This is a genomic window from uncultured Arcticibacterium sp., from assembly GCF_964021845.1.
Lineage (GTDB): Bacteria > Bacteroidota > Bacteroidia > Cytophagales > Spirosomataceae > Arcticibacterium.
This window is the reverse complement of the sequence record NZ_CAXHZC010000010.1, coordinates 107,153-124,288: the sequence shown is the minus strand read 5'-3', so window position 1 is coordinate 124,288 and position 17,136 is coordinate 107,153. Positions and strand designations below refer to the sequence as shown.

20 protein-coding genes are annotated in these 17,136 nt (G+C 38.1%); 14 read left to right on the top strand and 6 right to left on the bottom strand.

Annotated elements, in window-relative coordinates; translation table 11 throughout:
• Positions 1 to 61: 61 nt before the first annotated feature.
• On the bottom strand, positions 62 to 484 hold the full coding sequence (locus tag AADJ06_RS21145) for a secondary thiamine-phosphate synthase enzyme YjbQ (protein ID WP_341228496.1): 423 nt from the start codon (positions 482 to 484) through the stop codon (positions 62 to 64).
• On the bottom strand, positions 481 to 1,239 hold the full coding sequence (locus AADJ06_RS21140; RefSeq protein ID WP_341228495.1) for an alpha/beta fold hydrolase: 759 nt from the start codon (positions 1,237 to 1,239) through the stop codon (positions 481 to 483). The genes AADJ06_RS21145 and AADJ06_RS21140 overlap by 4 nt, the downstream gene beginning before the upstream one ends.
• A gap of 175 nt (positions 1,240 to 1,414) precedes the next feature.
• On the opposite strand from AADJ06_RS21140, the gene AADJ06_RS21135 reads away from it, so the two are divergent.
• The 11 genes from AADJ06_RS21135 (at position 1,415) to AADJ06_RS21085 (ending at position 9,760) form a co-directional block, all read left to right on the top strand.
• The gene (locus tag AADJ06_RS21135) at positions 1,415 to 4,198 is read left to right on the top strand and encodes a c-type cytochrome (protein ID WP_341228494.1); all 2,784 of its coding nucleotides are present in this window, start codon (positions 1,415 to 1,417) and stop codon (positions 4,196 to 4,198) included.
• Between the two features lie 116 nt (positions 4,199 to 4,314).
• Complete coding sequence (locus AADJ06_RS21130) at positions 4,315 to 4,572, top strand: type II toxin-antitoxin system ParD family antitoxin (protein ID WP_341228493.1); 258 nt, start codon at positions 4,315 to 4,317, stop codon at positions 4,570 to 4,572.
• Complete coding sequence (locus AADJ06_RS21125; protein ID WP_341228492.1) at positions 4,559 to 4,849, top strand: type II toxin-antitoxin system RelE/ParE family toxin; 291 nt, start codon at positions 4,559 to 4,561, stop codon at positions 4,847 to 4,849. Before AADJ06_RS21130 ends, AADJ06_RS21125 begins: the two co-directional genes overlap by 14 nt.
• A 150-nt stretch (positions 4,850 to 4,999) precedes the next feature.
• A complete protein-coding gene (locus tag AADJ06_RS21120) occupies positions 5,000 to 5,245 on the top strand; it encodes a hypothetical protein (protein WP_341228491.1) in 246 nt (81 codons plus the stop codon).
• Positions 5,246 to 5,265: 20 nt separating this feature from the next.
• On the top strand, positions 5,266 to 5,553 hold the full coding sequence (locus tag AADJ06_RS21115; protein ID WP_341228490.1) for a type II toxin-antitoxin system RelE/ParE family toxin: 288 nt from the start codon (positions 5,266 to 5,268) through the stop codon (positions 5,551 to 5,553).
• A gap of 45 nt (positions 5,554 to 5,598) precedes the next feature.
• Complete coding sequence (locus AADJ06_RS21110; RefSeq protein ID WP_341228489.1) at positions 5,599 to 5,760, top strand: hypothetical protein; 162 nt, start codon at positions 5,599 to 5,601, stop codon at positions 5,758 to 5,760.
• Complete coding sequence (locus AADJ06_RS21105) at positions 5,757 to 6,830, top strand: hypothetical protein (RefSeq protein WP_341228488.1); 1,074 nt, start codon at positions 5,757 to 5,759, stop codon at positions 6,828 to 6,830. Before AADJ06_RS21110 ends, AADJ06_RS21105 begins: the two co-directional genes overlap by 4 nt.
• 59 nt (positions 6,831 to 6,889) lie before the next feature.
• Positions 6,890 to 7,972 (top strand): hypothetical protein, encoded by a 1,083-nt coding sequence (locus tag AADJ06_RS21100; RefSeq protein ID WP_341228487.1) that lies wholly within the window; start codon positions 6,890 to 6,892, stop codon positions 7,970 to 7,972.
• Between the two features lie 114 nt (positions 7,973 to 8,086).
• Positions 8,087 to 8,404: a GxxExxY protein gene (locus AADJ06_RS21095; protein WP_341228486.1), complete on the top strand. Its 318-nt coding sequence runs from the start codon at positions 8,087 to 8,089 to the stop codon at positions 8,402 to 8,404.
• Positions 8,405 to 8,498: 94 nt separating this feature from the next.
• Positions 8,499 to 8,660 carry a hypothetical protein gene (locus AADJ06_RS21090; RefSeq protein WP_341228485.1) on the top strand — a complete coding sequence of 54 codons (162 nt, stop codon included), beginning with the start codon at positions 8,499 to 8,501 and terminating at the stop codon, positions 8,658 to 8,660.
• Positions 8,660 to 9,760, top strand: coding sequence for a hypothetical protein (locus AADJ06_RS21085; protein ID WP_341228484.1), 1,101 nt, complete (start codon positions 8,660 to 8,662; stop codon positions 9,758 to 9,760). Before AADJ06_RS21090 ends, AADJ06_RS21085 begins: the two co-directional genes overlap by 1 nt.
• Positions 9,761 to 9,854: 94 nt before the next feature.
• Here the strand turns inward: AADJ06_RS21085 and AADJ06_RS21080 are convergent, their stop codons facing one another.
• The 3 genes from AADJ06_RS21080 to AADJ06_RS21070 all read right to left on the bottom strand — a co-directional run bounded on the left by AADJ06_RS21080 (position 9,855) and on the right by AADJ06_RS21070 (position 12,910).
• Entirely contained in the window at positions 9,855 to 10,337 is a 483-nt protein-coding gene (locus AADJ06_RS21080) for a hypothetical protein (protein ID WP_341228483.1), read from the bottom strand.
• On the bottom strand, positions 10,337 to 12,091 hold the full coding sequence (gene aspS / locus AADJ06_RS21075) for an aspartate--tRNA ligase (RefSeq protein WP_341228482.1): 1,755 nt from the start codon (positions 12,089 to 12,091) through the stop codon (positions 10,337 to 10,339). Before aspS ends, AADJ06_RS21080 begins: the two co-directional genes overlap by 1 nt.
• Positions 12,092 to 12,172: 81 nt before the next feature.
• The gene (locus AADJ06_RS21070; protein ID WP_341228481.1) at positions 12,173 to 12,910 is read right to left on the bottom strand and encodes a lysophospholipid acyltransferase family protein; all 738 of its coding nucleotides are present in this window, start codon (positions 12,908 to 12,910) and stop codon (positions 12,173 to 12,175) included.
• A gap of 193 nt (positions 12,911 to 13,103) precedes the next feature.
• On the opposite strand from AADJ06_RS21070, the gene AADJ06_RS21065 reads away from it, so the two are divergent.
• From AADJ06_RS21065 to AADJ06_RS21055, 3 genes are all read left to right on the top strand, one after another.
• Entirely contained in the window at positions 13,104 to 14,084 is a 981-nt protein-coding gene (locus tag AADJ06_RS21065; RefSeq protein ID WP_341228480.1) for an acyl-ACP desaturase, read from the top strand.
• Between the two features lie 93 nt (positions 14,085 to 14,177).
• Complete coding sequence (locus tag AADJ06_RS21060) at positions 14,178 to 15,302, top strand: hypothetical protein (RefSeq protein WP_341228479.1); 1,125 nt, start codon at positions 14,178 to 14,180, stop codon at positions 15,300 to 15,302.
• Complete coding sequence (locus tag AADJ06_RS21055; RefSeq protein WP_341228478.1) at positions 15,299 to 15,670, top strand: VanZ family protein; 372 nt, start codon at positions 15,299 to 15,301, stop codon at positions 15,668 to 15,670. The genes AADJ06_RS21060 and AADJ06_RS21055 overlap by 4 nt, the downstream gene beginning before the upstream one ends.
• 27 nt (positions 15,671 to 15,697) lie before the next feature.
• Here the strand turns inward: AADJ06_RS21055 and AADJ06_RS21050 are convergent, their stop codons facing one another.
• A complete protein-coding gene (locus tag AADJ06_RS21050; protein ID WP_341228477.1) occupies positions 15,698 to 16,900 on the bottom strand; it encodes a TlpA disulfide reductase family protein in 1,203 nt (400 codons plus the stop codon).
• Positions 16,901 to 17,136: the final 236 nt, after the last annotated feature.

Below are 17,136 nucleotides of genomic sequence, written 5' to 3'. Positions count from 1 at the left end.
AAATATTTAAAGCCACGGTTCCAAAAGGAGTCGTGGCTTTTTTGTGTATTCAATGTTACGTTTAAACTCCCCAAGCGGTCAAAACTAAATTTCGGCCAGTATCGGCATTTCTGTGTTCACAAAGATAAATCCCCTGCCAAGTTCCAGTGTTTAGCTTTCCATTACTTATCGGAATCTGGACGGAACTGCCAAATATGGATGCTTTAATATGAGCTGGCATATCATCTGAGCCTTCATAATTATGCTCGTAGTATGGAGCATTTTCCGGTACCATGACATTGATATGTCTTTCAAAATCTCCCCTTACAGAAGCATCCCAGTTTTCATTTAAAGTTAGTGATGCTGAGGTATGTTTAATGAAAACTTGAAGAACACCAGCTTTTATTTGGCTAATCTCCGGCATGTTTTTTAAAACAATGTCGGTAATCAGATGAAAACCTCTAGCGTAAGCCCTTAAAGTAATTTCTTCTTGAAAGACCTTCATAAGGCAAATTCGGTAACAGCTTCTATAAACTCTTTTGGTTTGGTGGCATGCACCCAGTGGTTTGCTCCATCTATAACTATTAGTTGGGCGTTGGTATAGGTTTTTTGAATTAGCTCAAAATCACCGTCTTTAATATAGCTAGACTCAGAGCCTTTGATAAATAAAACAGGCTTGTCAATATTTTTACTACTTTCAATTTCCTCACCAACGTTCTCCAATTCACTGTTTAGCGTAGGGATATTTATTCGCCATGCAAAACCATCATCCATTCTGTAGATGTTTTTCAAGATAAACTGTCTTTCTCCTGGGTCAGAAACATATTCTGAGAATATCTCTTCCGCTTCTTTCCTGCTTTTCAAAGTGTCAATATTGATAGCATTTAAACCTTCCATGATGTGCTCATGATGGGTAGGGTAGAACTTAGGAGCTATATCTACAATGATTAGTTTCTCATAGTTATCATATTTTTGAGCATATTGAAGTACTGTTTTTCCTCCCATAGAATGTCCCAGAATCACAGGGTTTTCTAAACCTTCGGCATCAATAAATTCTGCCAAATCATCCGCCATTACTTGGTAGTTATGCTCAGATGAAGAAGGCGACTGCCCATGATTTCTGGCATCTAAAATAAATACAGAGAAGCCTTGGGTGGCCAAATACTTACTTACCGTGAACAGGTTATCAGACGAACCCAGAAACCCGTGAAGAATGATTAAGGGCTTACCTTCGCCCACTTTTCTAGAAAATAACTTCATGCTTTTTTACTTTGGTCGCAATTTACTTTTTCAATATTAAAATAGAACCTGCTTTTGCTGTAAAATTATTCTTTGACATGAAAAAGACTCGATTCGTCTATTCTAGACTGTCTCTATTTGAAAACCGAATAAATGACTTTAATTTGCTTGTTCTCAAACCTATTGAAACCTTAAAATGAAATTTAAAAGACTACCCTACTTGGGTTTAGTGGCGTTTATGCTTTCTGCTAGTTTATTGACAGATTGTAAAAAGCCTCAAAGTACTTCTGTTACCCATACTAATGATGAGCAGAATTTAGTGGAAAGCCCAAGTTTTACAAAAGAAGGCTACCCAATTATTAAACTGCCAGAGGAGGCCGATACCACCAAAGCTTATTGGCAAGGTGTTGATTTGACCCCTCAGGCACCAGTTTTACCATTATCCGTCTCAGATGAGCAAAAACGTTTTGTTTTGATGGATGGTTATAAGATGGAACCTGTTTTGGCTGAGCCTCAAATAGAGCAACCTGGTGCTATTTCCTTTGACGGTAACGGAAGAATGTATGTTTTAGAATTGCGAAGCTACATGCTCACTGCAGATTCTGAAGGTACATTAGAACCTACCAGTGGAATATCAAGATGGGAAGACAAAGACAATGATGGCGTTTACGAAACAGGAGGAATGTTTGTTGATAAACTTGTCTTTCCGCGTTTTGTTTTGCCCTTCGGGCCAAATGCTATTCTAACCATGGAGTCTAACCAAGACGTGATTTATAAATTTACAGATACGGACGGTGATGGCAAAGCAGACAAGAAAGAAGCATTTGCAGATAACTTTGGACGTTCTGGAAATGTAGAGCATCAGCAGGCATTCCTTTATTGGGGTATGGATAATTGGCTTTACAGCACTGTTAACGCTTTTAGAATTAGATGGACACCAGAGGGCGTTTTAAGAGAAAGTACGGGAAATAATAATGGGCAGTGGGGTGTCACCCATGACGACGACGGTAAAATGTGGTTTCAGGGTGGAGCAAGTGGAATTCCTTCGCATTTTCAATATCCCATTCACCTAGGTGATTATAGTGTTAAACGAGATGTGGAATTGCAGGAGGGTTTTGATATACCTTATGGTGAGCCTATGTATATAGCCGATATGCAAGGTGGTATGGCTGCTGTTCGTGAAAATGAAGGCTCACTAAATAGAGTGACGGGTGCCGCCGGAAATGATATTTACAGAGGTGATAGATTACCAAAAGACCTATACGGTCAATACTTTTATGGCGAGCCTGTGGCTAGAATAGTGAGGCAAGTTAATGAAGTAAGAAAAGGAGGGATAAGCGAACTTCAAAATGTATATCAGAAAGAAGAAGCAGAGTTTATACGCTCTACTGACCCGCTTTTTAGACCAGTAGATATGACCACAGCTCCTGATGGTAGCATGTACATCACAGATATGTACCATGGTATAATTCAGGAAGGGCAGTGGACACCGAAAGGCTCGTATTTAAGAGCAAAAATTGAGCAGTATCAGTTAGATAAAGTCATAGGATTAGGGAGAATATGGCGACTATCTCATGAAGAAATAGAGCGAGACAAAACACAGCCTAGAATGTTTGAGGAGAGCTCTGCCGACCTTGTAAAACATTTATCACATGCAAATGGTTGGTGGAGAGATAAAGCTCAACAACTTTTGGTTTTAAGACAAGATAAGTCTGTAGTACCTGCTTTGGAGAAAATAGTACGCGGTAACTTTAAGTTAGAACCTCGTTTTCATGCACTTTGGGTATTAGAAGGTTTAGGTGCTTTAAAGCCAGACTTAGTAAGAGAAATGATGGCCGACCCACATTTCAGAATGCGTAATATGGCTATCTATGTTTCAGAATCACTTTATAAAAAAGGTAATAAGAGTTTTGCTGCCGATTATATCAAAATGACCAATGACGTAAATGTAGAAGTGAAAGTGAGGGCTCTCATGACTGGTCAACTGTTCAAAATACCGGGAATTTTAGAGGCTGCTAAGTTAACAATGGCGTCAGATAATTCTCCAGGGATAGCAATGGTGGCAGAAAATATCATCAATCCTCCTGAAACGCAGTACTCTTATTTTGGGAAGAAAGATCCAAACCATTCGGAGGAAGAAAAAGTAAGGATAGCTGAAGGACAAAAGATTTATCAAGAGTTATGTTCGCAATGTCATGGAGCAGAGGGTCGTGGAACACCCGTAGGTGATGGCCTCATGGCTCCGTCTTTTGTGAGCAATTCAAATCTAAAGGGGCATTCTGACTATGTAGTCAAAACTATTTTGAGAGGTTTGACAGGAGAGATAGAAAACAAATCTTATGAAGGCGTAATCATGGTGCCTATGGCAGAAAACTCTGATGATTGGGTGGCTTCTGTGGCATCTTTTATTCGTTTTTCGTTTGATAATAATGCTTCGCTGGTTACTACGGAAGATGTAGCAAGGGTCAGAAAGGCTACCGAGGACCAGAAAAGTGCCTACCAATATGATGCACTTAAAGCGTCTGTTCCAGAAGAATTAGAATTAGGAGCCGACTGGAAAGTAACGGCAAGTCATGCAGTGCCAGTGGTAAAAGGAGGTACAGGTAAGCCACTTGGAGCTTTGACTTTTGAAGGTTGGTCTACGGGCGTTCCGCAAACTCCTGATATGTGGTTTCAAATAGAGTTTCCAGAGGCTATTTTAGTTTCTGAAGTTCAATTTACCTCGCAGGGTATTCGTCAGGGCTCTTGGCGAGACAGAATTCCTCCTATTAAAACGCATCCGCGTCAATTAATTATAGAAACATCAAAAGACGGGAAAAAATGGACGGAGGTATTTAAAGGGCCAGGGGCTGAAAGCCCAAACATGATTCGCCTAAAAGAATCAGAAGGGAAATTCTTAAGAATGAAACAAACTGGCAGCCACGAAAAAGGCACCTGGGCCATGAGTGAAATGAAGCTGTTTGGGAAGAGGAGGGTGTAGCGGCTTCATTCTCAGAAAATTTAGGCTCTCTGGTTTACATCAGAGGGCTTATTTTTTTTTGTCATTTTGGACTAGATACCAAGACTTGGTATATTTAATTATAAATAGAAAATAACATGGGAAAAAATACATCGGTGCTTCTAGGACAGTATTTTCAAGATTTCATAGCCGAAGAGGTAGCGTCTGGTAGGTATAATTCTGCTAGTGAAGTGGTTAGGGATGCTCTGAGAGGACTTGATAGGGAAAGGAAAGGGAAGCAAAAGTTGTTTGAATTATTAGAAGAAGCTGATAATGGCGAATTTACTGAATTTGATTCTGAGGAATTCAAAAAGAGAATGCATGAAAAATATGTAGCTGTTGATGCTGAAAATTGAACTAAGTTCTCCTGCGGAGAATGATTTAGAGGAAATATGGTTTTATACCTATTCTACATGGTCTGAGAGCCAAGCAAATCATTATCATGATACTTTGATAAAGTTTATTTCCAGATTTATAAACAATAATACCAAACCTAAAACCTTTCATTTTGGAGGAAAAAAGTTTAATTATTTCAAATTTGAGAAACATGTAATCTTCTACATTCTTGTGGATGATAAGATTAGGATACTTCGAATTCTGCATGAAGCTATGGACTTTACCCGGCATTTGTGATTGTCTAATTCTCGACCGTTTAAGCTAAATGTTAAAGAACTAACGACAAAACAAAATCATCCAAATCCCAAAAAACATAAGAATCCCGATACTGACAGTCTGTACAAATGTACATTTGTGCATATTCTTTAAAATGCCTATTTTTATTCTATGAGCAGATTAAGCATTGAAGTTTCTACGGAGCAGCATCGGCAAATAAAGGCTTTGGCGGTGTTACAGGGGAAATCTATTAAAGATTTTATACTGGAAAGACTTTTTTCTGGTAACCATTCTGAAGATACAGCTTGGCAGGAGTTAGAAACGGTATTGCTCCATAGGGTAGAAAATGCCAAAAGTACAGGCAAAACATTAGAGCAAATTAGCCAAGAAGTTCTTACGAAGAATAAAACAGCATGACTGCCGACTAAGAGCTTTCTGTGGATGCAGAAAATGACTGGCGGTTAATTATGGAATATACGCTGGATGAGTTTGGCGAAGACCAAGTACATAAATACACTAAAGGGCTTAGTTTATGCTTGAAAGCCCTCTCCATACAGCAAGGCTATTTTAAAAAAGTTAAAATAGCTCAGCATCAAATATTTTTAAAGCACTGTCAAAAGCATTATGTTTTTGCTCTAGAAAGGAAAGGCAAACCAATGCTAGTTTTGGCTATTTTTCATGAAAGAATGAATCTCATGCAGCGATTAAAAGATAGATTGCAGTAATTATGAATCACCAGCCCATCAAACCAAAATCAACCCAAACAAATCATGGTTAAGACATTTTGGAATAATGAGGGGCTGAGGGGGAGTTTGTTTGGGGTAACTGATTTAGAACCAACTCTAGATCAAAGACTTCAGGCTAAAAATAATTTCATTCTTTGGGTAGATGGCCTGGATTCAAGAGTTTTCAATTTTATAGATAGAAAATGATAGCAGCGGCTAAAATAAATGATATTAAAGAATACTCCATTAGCAGTAGCGAGTTAATGATCGTCAATTTGAACAAACAGCTTTTTCATGGGGAAAGGCTTGTTTCTTCAGATGCTATCATGATAGGAAGTATACTAGATGGATTCTTGATTTATGGAGAAGAAAGTGATTATAAAACTAGGCTATTAAACCTAAATTCAAATAAAGTTAAGGTAGTTGGATTATACTCATTTTTTCGAAGTTCTTTTGAGGGAAAACTCCTTATTGCTTCAGAGTTAATCCTTCCTAAGTATGAAAGAACTATTGTTAAATTTGATTTTCAAAATCAGGTCATTCACAAAATCTTATTCGAGATACCTTATTACAAGGTACTGTGGGCCAGCAAGTCCTTATTGGTTATTAAAAATAATGAAAGCTTTGATGCTACATCTTTCTTCTTATACAATCATCAAACCGAAACTACCCTCTGGCAGTTTGACAGCAGCGAGCTTGGCATAGAGAAAATCAGCAAGATTATGGGGGTGTTTGGAGAGGTGCTGGTGGTGGTGGGTCTTTACGAAAACCCAGACCCACGGTATTCTGACCAATATGAGCTTTTTATGGGCTTTGACATAAACACTGGCAGTTTACTTTGGCAACAGAAAGAAGTACTCATAAATGAAAAAACGTCTCCATTAGGCGGGCTTAGTTTTAATCTTCAATTTCAGAATGATGGCCTTATGTTAGAGGCTCTGCTCGGTGAGTATTACTGGACTTTAAATTCGCAATCAGGCGAGATTACAGCTGTTTCTATCAAAGACCAATTAGACGATATAGGGCTTTGGGTGGCTATGTCTTCCGCTATTTCGGCCACACATTTATATTTTAGAGCACAGGTGCATGCTTTAGGAGGCTTCGCCAAATGTATTGGTTCTTTTGATTTAGAAACTAAGAAAATAGATTGGTTTCATACTTTTGAAGAATTTAACCAAACAGGAGCCGCAGTAAAAAATAACCAACCAAAGGTCGGCGGCAACAAAATCTACGCTCTAGATACCAACAACACCCTCCATATTTTTGAGAGAGAGTAATAGTCTATACCATGATTTGTTTGAGTTTGACGATTACCTTATAACTTTATTGATATAAAATGAAAAAAACTAAAATCATAAAAGTCAAAAACTATTCTTTACTTAAAAATGACCTTTACTATGATAATGGTAAAGACCTTTTTTTAAATGATGTTATAATTGGAAAAGACGTATTTGCTCATAGAAAAAGTTCTGAATACATAATAGGTTTCAAGAATGTTGATGGAGTAAAATCATCATATATTGTTAGGGGTGGAATTGGTTTTGATTTTGAAGATGGATTCTACCCAAATTATATAGTTGGCACTTCAGCCTTTCTTAGAAATAAGCTTTCGGGTGATAACAAGAGGTGGTCGTATTTCATGTATGATTTTAAAGAAAATACCTCTAATAGCTACTCAGAAGGTTATTACTTTTTAGGTTATCCAGTTCGTGAAAATGATAATTTGTTTCATGTTGATGAAGACCTGAAAACTATTAAAAACCTCCACCTCCCCACCGAAACCACCCTCTGGCAGTTTGACAGCAGCGAGCTGGGCATAGAGAAAATCAGCAAGATTATGGGGGTGTTTGGAGAGGTGCTGGTGGTTTTTGGGCATAAAAATACAGCTCAAGAAAGCTATTTGTCTTCTGTTCCAGACCTTCCCATATTTTTTGGTATTTCTGTGGCGAATGGCTCATTGCTGTGGCAGCAAGACGTGGTTTTTATGTCTGGTAAAAATGAAAGAGATACCCATTGTAGAATAAGTTTACCTTTTCTAAACAACGAAACAGGTAAAGTAATCATTTTTGAAGCTGGTCAATACATAGAAATGGATGCCCTTACAGGTGAAATTTGTATATGGCAAAACCTTCATGAAAATCCGCTCAGCCTAAATGGCTTATCCATGGATCCATTCTTTTTTGACCCATGTCAGGTTGATGAAAGCTTCATTTACTTTAGAACCGGTATTGGTGAAAGTAGCCGTAGGGCTGGTGTAGGGGTTTTTGACAGGAAAAAACAAGAATTAGTTGCTCTAGAAGTATTGACGGATGATTCAGGAAATCCAGTAGAAATGGGACCCTTAAAAGTTCAAGCTACCAAAGATGAAATTTACGCATTAGACCTAAAGCAAACCCTCCACATTTTTGAGAGAGAGTAATAGTCTATACCATGATTTGTTTGATTTTGATGATTACCTTGATTTTTGCTTCTTGGCGTGACATTAATGCTAAATCAATTATATTTTAGCGGTTTTGGTATTCAAAATTAGAACATGACTCACACCACTTACAAATACTCCGACGAAACTTCTAAAATAATTGGAGCAGCCATGAAGGTACATTCTGCATTAGGAAATGGTTTTCAGGAAGTAATTTATCAGCGTGCTTTAGCGATAGAGCCGGACATTGAAAACATTCCTTTTCAGCGAGAATTTGAAATGCCTATTCATTATCGTGAGGAGCATATTGGTACCAGAAGGGTTGATTTTCTTATTTATAATAATATTTCTGTGGAATTAAAAGCGGTGATTGAGCTGCAAGATGTCCATTTGGCTCAAGCAAAGAATTACTTGGAGGCATGTAATCTATAAGTAGGATTACTCATTAATTTTGGAGAAAGAAGCTTAAAGTTTAAACGCTTAGGAAATAAAAAATTTAAAGCATCAAACCAAAATCAGCCCAATCATGGTAAAGACATTTTGGGATAATGAGGGGCTGAGGGGGAGTTTGTGGAATGATTTGCCTGTTATTCCTAGCTTAGAAGAAAGAGCAGCAAAGTTGATTGACTTCAAAGCCCTCGTATTAAATAAGGCATCAAGTTTATACAATTTTATAGAGATTAAGTAATGGAATACCGAACTATCAAGGACGTCTTATTAATTAATGTTTTTAAAGGAGAATTGCTCTACTTGACAATGTCTGGGGAAATATTTTTAGGAGAGCTCCTTATTGAAGAAAATGCTGAAATATTAGCCTTCTTAGATTCAAATGAGTTTTTGTTTTTTGGGAAAAAAGGGGAAAGTTTAACTTTCTGTAAGAGCATTTTGGGAGAAAGTAGAACATTTTCGTTGAATGGCTTTTCGCCACGGTTTGAAACGCTCCAGGAAGATAGATATTTAGGCCTACAATATGACTTATCAGACTATTCAACACAAGTAGCAAAGTATAATATAAAGGAAAGAGCAATTGTTAAAATTCTTTTTGATAATAGAGATATTAAAATCTTGTTTGCAGATAATGAAATTGCAGTTCTAAAAGACAACCAAAAAGGTCCGAACGAGTTTACTTTTTACAATCATCAAACCGAAACCACCCTCTGGCAGTTTGACAGCAGCGAGCTGGGCATAGAGAAAATCAGCAAGATTATGGGGGTGTTTGGAGAGGTGCTGGTGGTTTTTGGGCATAAAAATACAGCTCAAGAAAGCTATTTGTCTTCTGTTCCAGACCTTCCCATATTTTTTGGTATTTCTGTGGCGAATGGCTCATTGCTGTGGCAGCAAGACGTGGTTTTTATGTCTGGTAAAAATGAAAGAGATACCCATTGTAGAATAAGTTTACCTTTTCTAAACAACGAAACAGGTAAAGTAATCATTTTTGAAGCTGGTCAATACATAGAAATGGATGCCCTTACAGGTGAAATTTGTATATGGCAAAACCTTCATGAAAATCCGCTCAGCCTAAATGGCTTATCCATGGATCCATTCTTTTTTGACCCATGTCAGGTTGATGAAAGCTTCATTTACTTTAGAACCGGTATTGGTGAAAGTAGCCGTAGGGCTGGTGTAGGGGTTTTTGACAGGAAAAAACAAGAATTAGTTGCTCTAGAAGTATTGACGGATGATTCAGGAAATCCAGTAGAAATGGGACCCTTAAAAGTTCAAGCTACCAAAGATGAAATTTACGCATTAGACCTAAAGCAAACCCTCCACATTTTTGAGAGAGAGTAATAGTCTATACCATGATTTGTTTGATTTTGATGATTACTGGCTTTCTTCTTTCTATTTAAAGACTTTTAAAAATGTTTTCTAAATAGTGGAGTTACTATAAATCTCTTAGGTTATTAATTAGCCCTTCTATTTTCAGAGTTTCGTCTAAATTGTTTGGATCTTTTATTTCGAAGGAAAAACTTCCGGTGAGTTGGTTATTTGAGTCGTTAGTTATTAAAAGCTTTCCAAAGTTCTCTTTTTCGGATTCTTTATAAGTATCTCCGTCTCCAATTCTTAGATAAGAAATATTTTCCGATTTCTCTTTGGAATAATTTGATGTAAGGTGCATGTAGTAAGAATTGTCTGACCCATTTAGAGCTGTTCTATACCACAGGAAAATATCAATTTCTTTTTTAGAAAAATCAACATTTTGAAATTCAAGGAAACTTGTGTCACTACAAAATTTAGCCTCATTAACTCTTATGCTGACAGGGCTTTCGGAGCAAGCTTCAAAAGATACTCCTAGGTTGTCTTTTTTACAAGATAATGAAAATAGGAGGAGCAGGCCAATACAGAGAGTTGTGATAGACTTTGTCATTATTCTGCAGTATTTACATCTATCCCCAACTCCCCAAGCTGCTCATTAGAAATAGCTGATGGCGAATCTATCATGACGTCTCTACCACTGTTATTTTTAGGGAATGCTATGAAATCTCTGATAGACTCCACGCCACCAAAAAGCGAACAAAGTCTGTCAAAGCCAAAAGCAATACCTGCATGCGGAGGTGCTCCGTATTCAAAAGCACTCATCAAGAATCCAAACTGAGCTTCGGCCTCTTCTGGGGTAAAACCTAATAGGTCAAACATCCTTTGCTGAAGCGGTTTCTCAAAAATCCTAACAGAACCACCGCCTACTTCCGTACCGTTTATCACCATGTCGTATGCATTTGCTCGCACAGCCCCAGGGTCAGAGTTTATTAAGTCCATGTCCTCAGGTTTTGGACTGGTAAACGGATGGTGCATGGCATGCCATCTGTTAGATTCCTCATCAAACTCTAACAGCGGGAAATCTAAAACCCATAGCACAGAAAACTTATTAGGGTCACGCAGTCCTAGCCTTTGACCCATTTCTAAACGTAGCTCGTTTAGTTGCTTTCTTACGGTATTGGTTTCGCCAGAAAGCATTAAAATCATGTCGCCTGGTTTGGCGTCAAATCTTTCTAAAATAGCTTTTTTATCTTCTTCAGAGTAAAATTTATCTGCCGACGATTTGGTGCTGCCATCTTCATTATATTTCAGATAAACCATGCCTTTGGCACCCACTTGCGGTCTTTTTACCCATTCGGTAAGTTTATCCACTTCTTTTCTGGTGTAGCTGGCACAGCCCGTAGCGTTAATTCCTACTACTAATTCCGCGGCATCAAAAATCCCGAAGCCTTTGTTTTGAACCAAGTCATTAAGCTCTACAAACTTCATGTCAAAACGCGTATCTGGCTTATCAGAACCATAAAATTTCATGGCGTCCGCATAGTCCATTCTTGGCACTTCGGCTAGGTCTATATTCTTCACCACCTTGAAAAGGTGACGTATCAAACCTTCAAACATATTCAAGATATCCTCTTGCTCCACAAAAGACATTTCACAGTCTATTTGCGTAAATTCAGGCTGGCGGTCGGCTCTTAAATCTTCGTCTCTAAAGCATTTCACTATTTGGTAATAACGGTCAAAACCCGATACCATCAATAGCTGTTTAAAAGTCTGTGGCGACTGCGGCAAAGCGTAAAACTCGCCTTGGTTCATTCTACTAGGCACCACAAAATCACGAGCACCTTCTGGTGTCGATTTTATCAAAACAGGCGTTTCCACCTCTATAAAGTCTTTATTATCAAGAAAACTACGTGTAGCACTTCCTATTTTATGACGTAACCTAAGTTTTTCTCTTACCGGATTCCTTCTTAAATCTAGGTAACGGTATTTCATTCTTAGCTCATCGCCACCGTCTGTTTTATCTTCTATTAAAAATGGAGGAAGCTTGGCAGGGTTAAGCACTTTGATGTCTTCTACCAAAAGCTCTATGTCACCCGTTGCCATTTTATCGTTTTTGGCTTCTCTTTCAGTTACTTTTCCGGTGATTTGTAACACAAACTCCCTTCCTACACCACGCAGGCTTTCTATAACCGCCTCGGTAGATACGCCTTCTTCCACTATCAGCTGTGTAATTCCGTACCTATCTCTCAAATCTACCCATAACATGCCACCTTTATCTCTGGTTTTTTGCACCCAGCCACATAGCGTTACAGTTTCATTGACGTTTGAGATTCTTAATTCTCCACAAGTATGCGTTCTTAACATTAGTCTGATATAAATTTTGGCTTGCAAAATTAAGGAATTGCCTTTTGAAGGACTACATTTTTCAGCTATTCCTACGTTTTCTTATTGATTTGCCAAACAGGCCTCTATTTGGGCTTTGGCATCTGCCAATATTGCCTCCGGCATCAAACCGTTCGGTTCAATAGGTTTTAAAGAAGTATAAACCATAGGTGTAAAAGATGTCAATGGAAAAACACCTGTAGGGTTAAAAACACCAGTACCTTTTATAGCCAAAGGAACTACCAGAGCATTTGGGCATCTTTTCAAAAGTACCGCCACACCACCTATTTGAAAATCTTTGAGTTTGCCAGTTTTAGAGCGAGTTCCTTCAGGGAAAATAGCGGCAGAAAAATTATTCTCATGTACGTATTTACCCAGCTTCGCAATCTCCACTACGGCTTTTTTACCGTCTTTACGGTCAATTAGAGCCGCTTTGCTCTTCCTTAGATTATATGAAATGCTAGGAATGCCTTTGGCCAATTCTTTTTTAGAAACAAACAAAGGAGTGTGCTTACGCCAATACCAGATAATACCCGGGATGTCAAACATGCTGCTGTGGTTGGCAATAAAAAGGATGGGTCTATCGGTAGGGAGTGGGTGTGTTTTGATGGCCTTGGTAGTAGAGCCAGTCAATAGCCAACCTTTGACTATAAAGAAGTTAAGTCCGTTAACTGACCATTGGTGGGCTTTCTGCCCAAAAGCGTTATAACATATCCACTGTAAGCCGTGAAAGAAAATAAGAACGATGGCAAAATATGCGAGGTAAACAACGCTCAATATATAGTCTATTGCTTTTTTCATGCTTTTAAAAAGAGTAAGCACAAAGATAATTTTTTGACATGACTTATATCATGCTTCGGCTCATCTAATATTACTTATCTTTGTAATACAATTTACCTCAATATTCGTAGGTTATTTTGTTAATATTTGAATCAATTGCAGAAAATCACTATATTCTGAGAATTAAGTGATGAACTATAAAAATATATAATATATGAATTTACCGGCTTCACGTATTGAAGTAATGAATTTTATAGGACAAAAAATGGACGACATCATTGGTGAGTTCTTAAAGCCTATAGATTCTAACTGGCAGCCGTCTGATTTTCTTCCAGAGTCAGACTCTCCAGACTTCTTACCAGATATTAAACTCTTGCAAGAAGAGTGTAAAGAACTGCCTTATGATTATATGGCGGTTTTAATAGGAGATACCATAACAGAAGAAGCTCTTCCTACTTATGAAGCGTGGCTCATGGGTTTAGATGGTGTAGACTCTGTAAACGACCCACAAGGCTGGGCCAAATGGGTAAGATGGTGGACCGCAGAAGAAAACCGCCATGGAGATTTGCTTAACAAGTACTTATACCTTTCTGGTAGAGTAAACATGAAGCAAATGGAAACCTCTACACAATATTTGATAGCAGACGGCTACGATATTGGCACAGGTGCTGACCCTTACAAAAACTTCATTTACACGTCTTTTCAGGAATTAGCTACCAATATTTCGCACAGGAGAACGGCATCGCTTTCAAAAAGCTATGGCAATAAAACCCTCTCTAAAATGTGTGGTGTTATTGCAGCAGACGAAATGAGGCATTACAGGGCTTACAAGTCTTTTGTGAATAGAATATTTGAGATAGACCCATCAGAAATGATGATTGCTTTTGAAGATATGATGCGTAAGAAGATAGTGATGCCAGCTCACTTTTTGAGAGAGTCAGGGGTTAAAATGGGCGATACTTTTGCTCATTTTTCTGATGCCGCTCAGCGTTTGGGTGTGTACACCACTATAGATTATATAGAGATTATGGAAGGCTTAATAGCAGACTGGAAGATTGAGAATATTACCAATATTACAGAGCAAGCAGAAAAGGCGAGAGATTACGTGGTTAAGCTGCCTGCTAGATTGAGGAGATTGGCAGAAAGAAGTAAAGTACCGCAGCTAGAATATGAATTCAGCTGGATTAGTAGATAATCTAAATTCTAGTTTATAAATAATCAATAAGGAAGTAACGCTTAAACGCGTTACTTTTTTTATGCTTTAGAAATAATGAACTAGCTTTATCTTATGAGGAATTTTAAATTATTGAGCCTAGTTCTTTTGATAAGTGTTGCTTGTCAAGCTCAGAACTGGAATAAGGTAGACAGCGTTACCCCAAATTCGAACGTAACAGACACCGTTTGGCGAAGTGGGCCAGTTCTGATTTCGGATTACCTTACAAATCCGTCAAATAACAAGTTTGGTGTGGTGGCTAAATATGACTCTACCAATAATAGAGGAATCTTTATATCTCTTAATGAGCCTGATGACTATACTAATGAAGATGGCGATAGTACACGTGTGGGTTTGGTACTAGATGCTGGTGAGAGCCATGCAGCTTTGGTGGCAAATAATTATGCAAATTTTCATGAGTCGGTAGCAAATACGGATGTTCACAATAGTACTTCGGAGTTTAACTATTTTAGAGGTTTTTATGAAGGCTATGGTTTTAGAGACGGAGGGGCCATGGAAAGAGCTGCTACCTTAAGGCTTTCAGGGGCATTTGGTAATAATGGCAGAGCCTATTCTAATAATCAGTATGACCTTTTAAATCTTCGTTTTTTTACTTCCAGTACACCAGATAACCTTGCCACTATCACTAACTTCTATGCCGTTAGAATGGAGGATTTTAGAGGGGTAAATGTGGATATGATAGAAAATGGCTGGGGTATATACATGAAGCCAAACGTGTTGGATAATTTCTTCGGAGGTAAAGTAGGCATTGGTGTCGATAGCCCTACGGCAGCACTAAGCATTGTTTCTGATACTTTAAATCCTTTAAGTTTATCAGGTTTAAAAGTGGATACCGCAGGAACAGACCTTTCGCTAATGAGTGTGGATGCAGCCGGAGTGGTTCACTCTAAATCTTTGCAGTCGCTTAATGAGAACTTTATGGAAGTGTTGGCCGCCATTACTTTAGATAATGATACTTTTCTCTACGTGCATAAAGGCGGCGATGTAATTTATACTCTGCCTGCGGCAAATACCAGAACAGGAAAGACTTGGAAAATTGTGAATATTGGTTCCGGGTCCATCACCTTCTCTGAATCTTATTATGAAGGAAATGAAACTAGAGACACACTGACTAATAAGGCTGGAGCCTACAGCATAGAACTCTTTTCAGACGGGACTAACTACATAGCTATTAAATGATGGATAAAGTTTTAGACTTTTTCGCAAAGCCTTATTTGGCGGTACTATTCAGCATTCTTATTCTTGGTTTATGCATTATGCCAAGTGAGAAATTACCGGGAGAAGATGTAAACGATAAACTAGCTCATTTTGTGGCCTTTGCTGGTATCTCATTTCTCTGGATGTGGGTTTCTGAAAATTACCTAAAAGTGATAGTTCTTTCTGCTCTTTTTGGTTTAGTCATTGAAGTTATTCAAGGATTATTACCAGAGTCATTTCATCGTTCTTATGATTTGATGGATGCCTTAGCAGATTCGGTTGGCGTACTTATTGGGGCGGTTTTATATTATGTCATAATTAAATTATTAGGCATAAAAAAAGGGAGCTAGGCTCCCTTTTAATAGTGTAGTGTTAGGTTATTTTCCTTCTACCCATTCTACCATTTCATTGTAAACAGCCTCAGAAGAACCTAAGAAACCGGTGCTTTTATGTTTGATGTTTCCGTCTTTATCTATGCAGAACTTAGCAGGAATACCCTCTACGCCATAGGCCAATGCTGTACTATTATTGATATCTAAAGGAGGGTTTAAATATTGATATCCTCTTTTGTCTACGAAGTTCTGAACATGGCTTTTCCATTGTTCTGGAGCTACTCTTTCAAAAGTATTTACGAAAAGAAATACAACATCTGCGTTGTCAGCATATTTGTCCTGAGCCTGTTTCATTCCAGGGAATGAACGAATGCATGGTCCACACCAGGTGGCCCAAAAGTCAATAATTACTGTTTTTCCACGCATGTCTGAAAGCTTCACTTGCTCACCTTTCAAATTTACTAAATCAAAATCTGGGGCTGGCGAACCTTCCATTCCTCCCGATTGCCTATCTATAGTTTCGATAAAAATCTTAGCGAAGTAATGGTCTTGACCTTCTGCTACTAACTTGGCTTTTAAGTCGGTTAAATAAGCTCCGTCAAGCTCTGGTGTTAGAAAGTTATTAGCTGCAATAATACCAGAGAGCGAAGTCCCTAAATCAGATATTAATGGTTTTATAGTTTCTCTATTATTATTCAAAGCCATTTGGTATTGACCTCTTAATTCTTCTTGTGCTTTTGGATTTTTTGCATTCTGGAAATCCGTTTCTAAGGATTGGCGAAGCTTTCCGAAGTTTTGAACCTCGGTCATTATTTTATTGAATGTATCAATGTTTTTAGAACCCGTTACGGTGTACTCGGGCATTTTATCTGGCGATGCCAAGCCATCTGCTACAATATCTAAGGTTTCGCCACCATCTAGAATTAAACCAATAACCTGCTGGCCTTCCATGTTTATTTGATAAATGCCAGGCTCAGGGATGGTAGTGTTAAAAGAAAATTTTAGTTCTGAGCTAACGGCTGAAGAGTCTACTCTGGTAGGGATATTTCTTTCGCTCATTCGCTCTAAATAAACTTTATCTACCAGGTTGTTTTTTAAAGTTCCGTTAATAACGAGAGGAAGACTATTGCTAGCTGTCCCTTCTATAGAGGAGTCGGGGTTTTTTTGCGAGTTGCAGGAAAAACTAAAAAGGGTCAAAAAAAATAATGTCCCAGATATTGTTTTGGCTAAGCGGGTTTTAATTGTCATTGCTTCTAAATAATTATGTCTGTAAATAGTCTTTATACCTTTGACTAACGTAATTTCTATGATTTCACAAAAGTAACGTTTTTTTCGAGTGCTTTGTTCTCTTCATTTGGCAGAGAATTGCCGTAAGGAAGGGTTTTAGTATATCTAAGAAAAGTTTCTGTATAACTATCTAAACTTTATGGTTCAATATTTTTAGGAAAAATAAAAAGAGAGACAGGTTGGGTTCAAGATGTTGT

Bases quoted from the DNA above. Each gene is read 5' to 3' on its own strand.
- AADJ06_RS21145 (WP_341228496.1), bottom strand. From the start codon at position 484: ATGAAGGTCTTTCAAGAAGAAATTACTTTAAGGGCTTACGCTAGAGGT.
- AADJ06_RS21140 (WP_341228495.1), bottom strand. From the start codon at position 1,239: ATGAAGTTATTTTCTAGAAAAGTGGGCGAAGGTAAGCCCTTAATCATT.
- AADJ06_RS21135 (WP_341228494.1), top strand. From the start codon at position 1,415: ATGAAATTTAAAAGACTACCCTACTTGGGTTTAGTGGCGTTTATGCTT.
- AADJ06_RS21130 (WP_341228493.1), top strand. From the start codon at position 4,315: ATGGGAAAAAATACATCGGTGCTTCTAGGACAGTATTTTCAAGATTTC.
- AADJ06_RS21125 (WP_341228492.1), top strand. From the start codon at position 4,559: ATGCTGAAAATTGAACTAAGTTCTCCTGCGGAGAATGATTTAGAGGAA.
- AADJ06_RS21120 (WP_341228491.1), top strand. From the start codon at position 5,000: ATGAGCAGATTAAGCATTGAAGTTTCTACGGAGCAGCATCGGCAAATA.
- AADJ06_RS21110 (WP_341228489.1), top strand. From the start codon at position 5,599: ATGGTTAAGACATTTTGGAATAATGAGGGGCTGAGGGGGAGTTTGTTT.
- AADJ06_RS21105 (WP_341228488.1), top strand. From the start codon at position 5,757: ATGATAGCAGCGGCTAAAATAAATGATATTAAAGAATACTCCATTAGC.
- AADJ06_RS21100 (WP_341228487.1), top strand. From the start codon at position 6,890: ATGAAAAAAACTAAAATCATAAAAGTCAAAAACTATTCTTTACTTAAA.
- AADJ06_RS21095 (WP_341228486.1), top strand. From the start codon at position 8,087: ATGACTCACACCACTTACAAATACTCCGACGAAACTTCTAAAATAATT.
- AADJ06_RS21090 (WP_341228485.1), top strand. From the start codon at position 8,499: ATGGTAAAGACATTTTGGGATAATGAGGGGCTGAGGGGGAGTTTGTGG.
- AADJ06_RS21085 (WP_341228484.1), top strand. From the start codon at position 8,660: ATGGAATACCGAACTATCAAGGACGTCTTATTAATTAATGTTTTTAAA.
- AADJ06_RS21080 (WP_341228483.1), bottom strand. From the start codon at position 10,337: ATGACAAAGTCTATCACAACTCTCTGTATTGGCCTGCTCCTCCTATTT.
- aspS (WP_341228482.1), bottom strand. From the start codon at position 12,091: ATGTTAAGAACGCATACTTGTGGAGAATTAAGAATCTCAAACGTCAAT.
- AADJ06_RS21070 (WP_341228481.1), bottom strand. From the start codon at position 12,910: ATGAAAAAAGCAATAGACTATATATTGAGCGTTGTTTACCTCGCATAT.
- AADJ06_RS21065 (WP_341228480.1), top strand. From the start codon at position 13,104: ATGAATTTACCGGCTTCACGTATTGAAGTAATGAATTTTATAGGACAA.
- AADJ06_RS21060 (WP_341228479.1), top strand. From the start codon at position 14,178: ATGAGGAATTTTAAATTATTGAGCCTAGTTCTTTTGATAAGTGTTGCT.
- AADJ06_RS21055 (WP_341228478.1), top strand. From the start codon at position 15,299: ATGATGGATAAAGTTTTAGACTTTTTCGCAAAGCCTTATTTGGCGGTA.
- AADJ06_RS21050 (WP_341228477.1), bottom strand. From the start codon at position 16,900: ATGACAATTAAAACCCGCTTAGCCAAAACAATATCTGGGACATTATTT.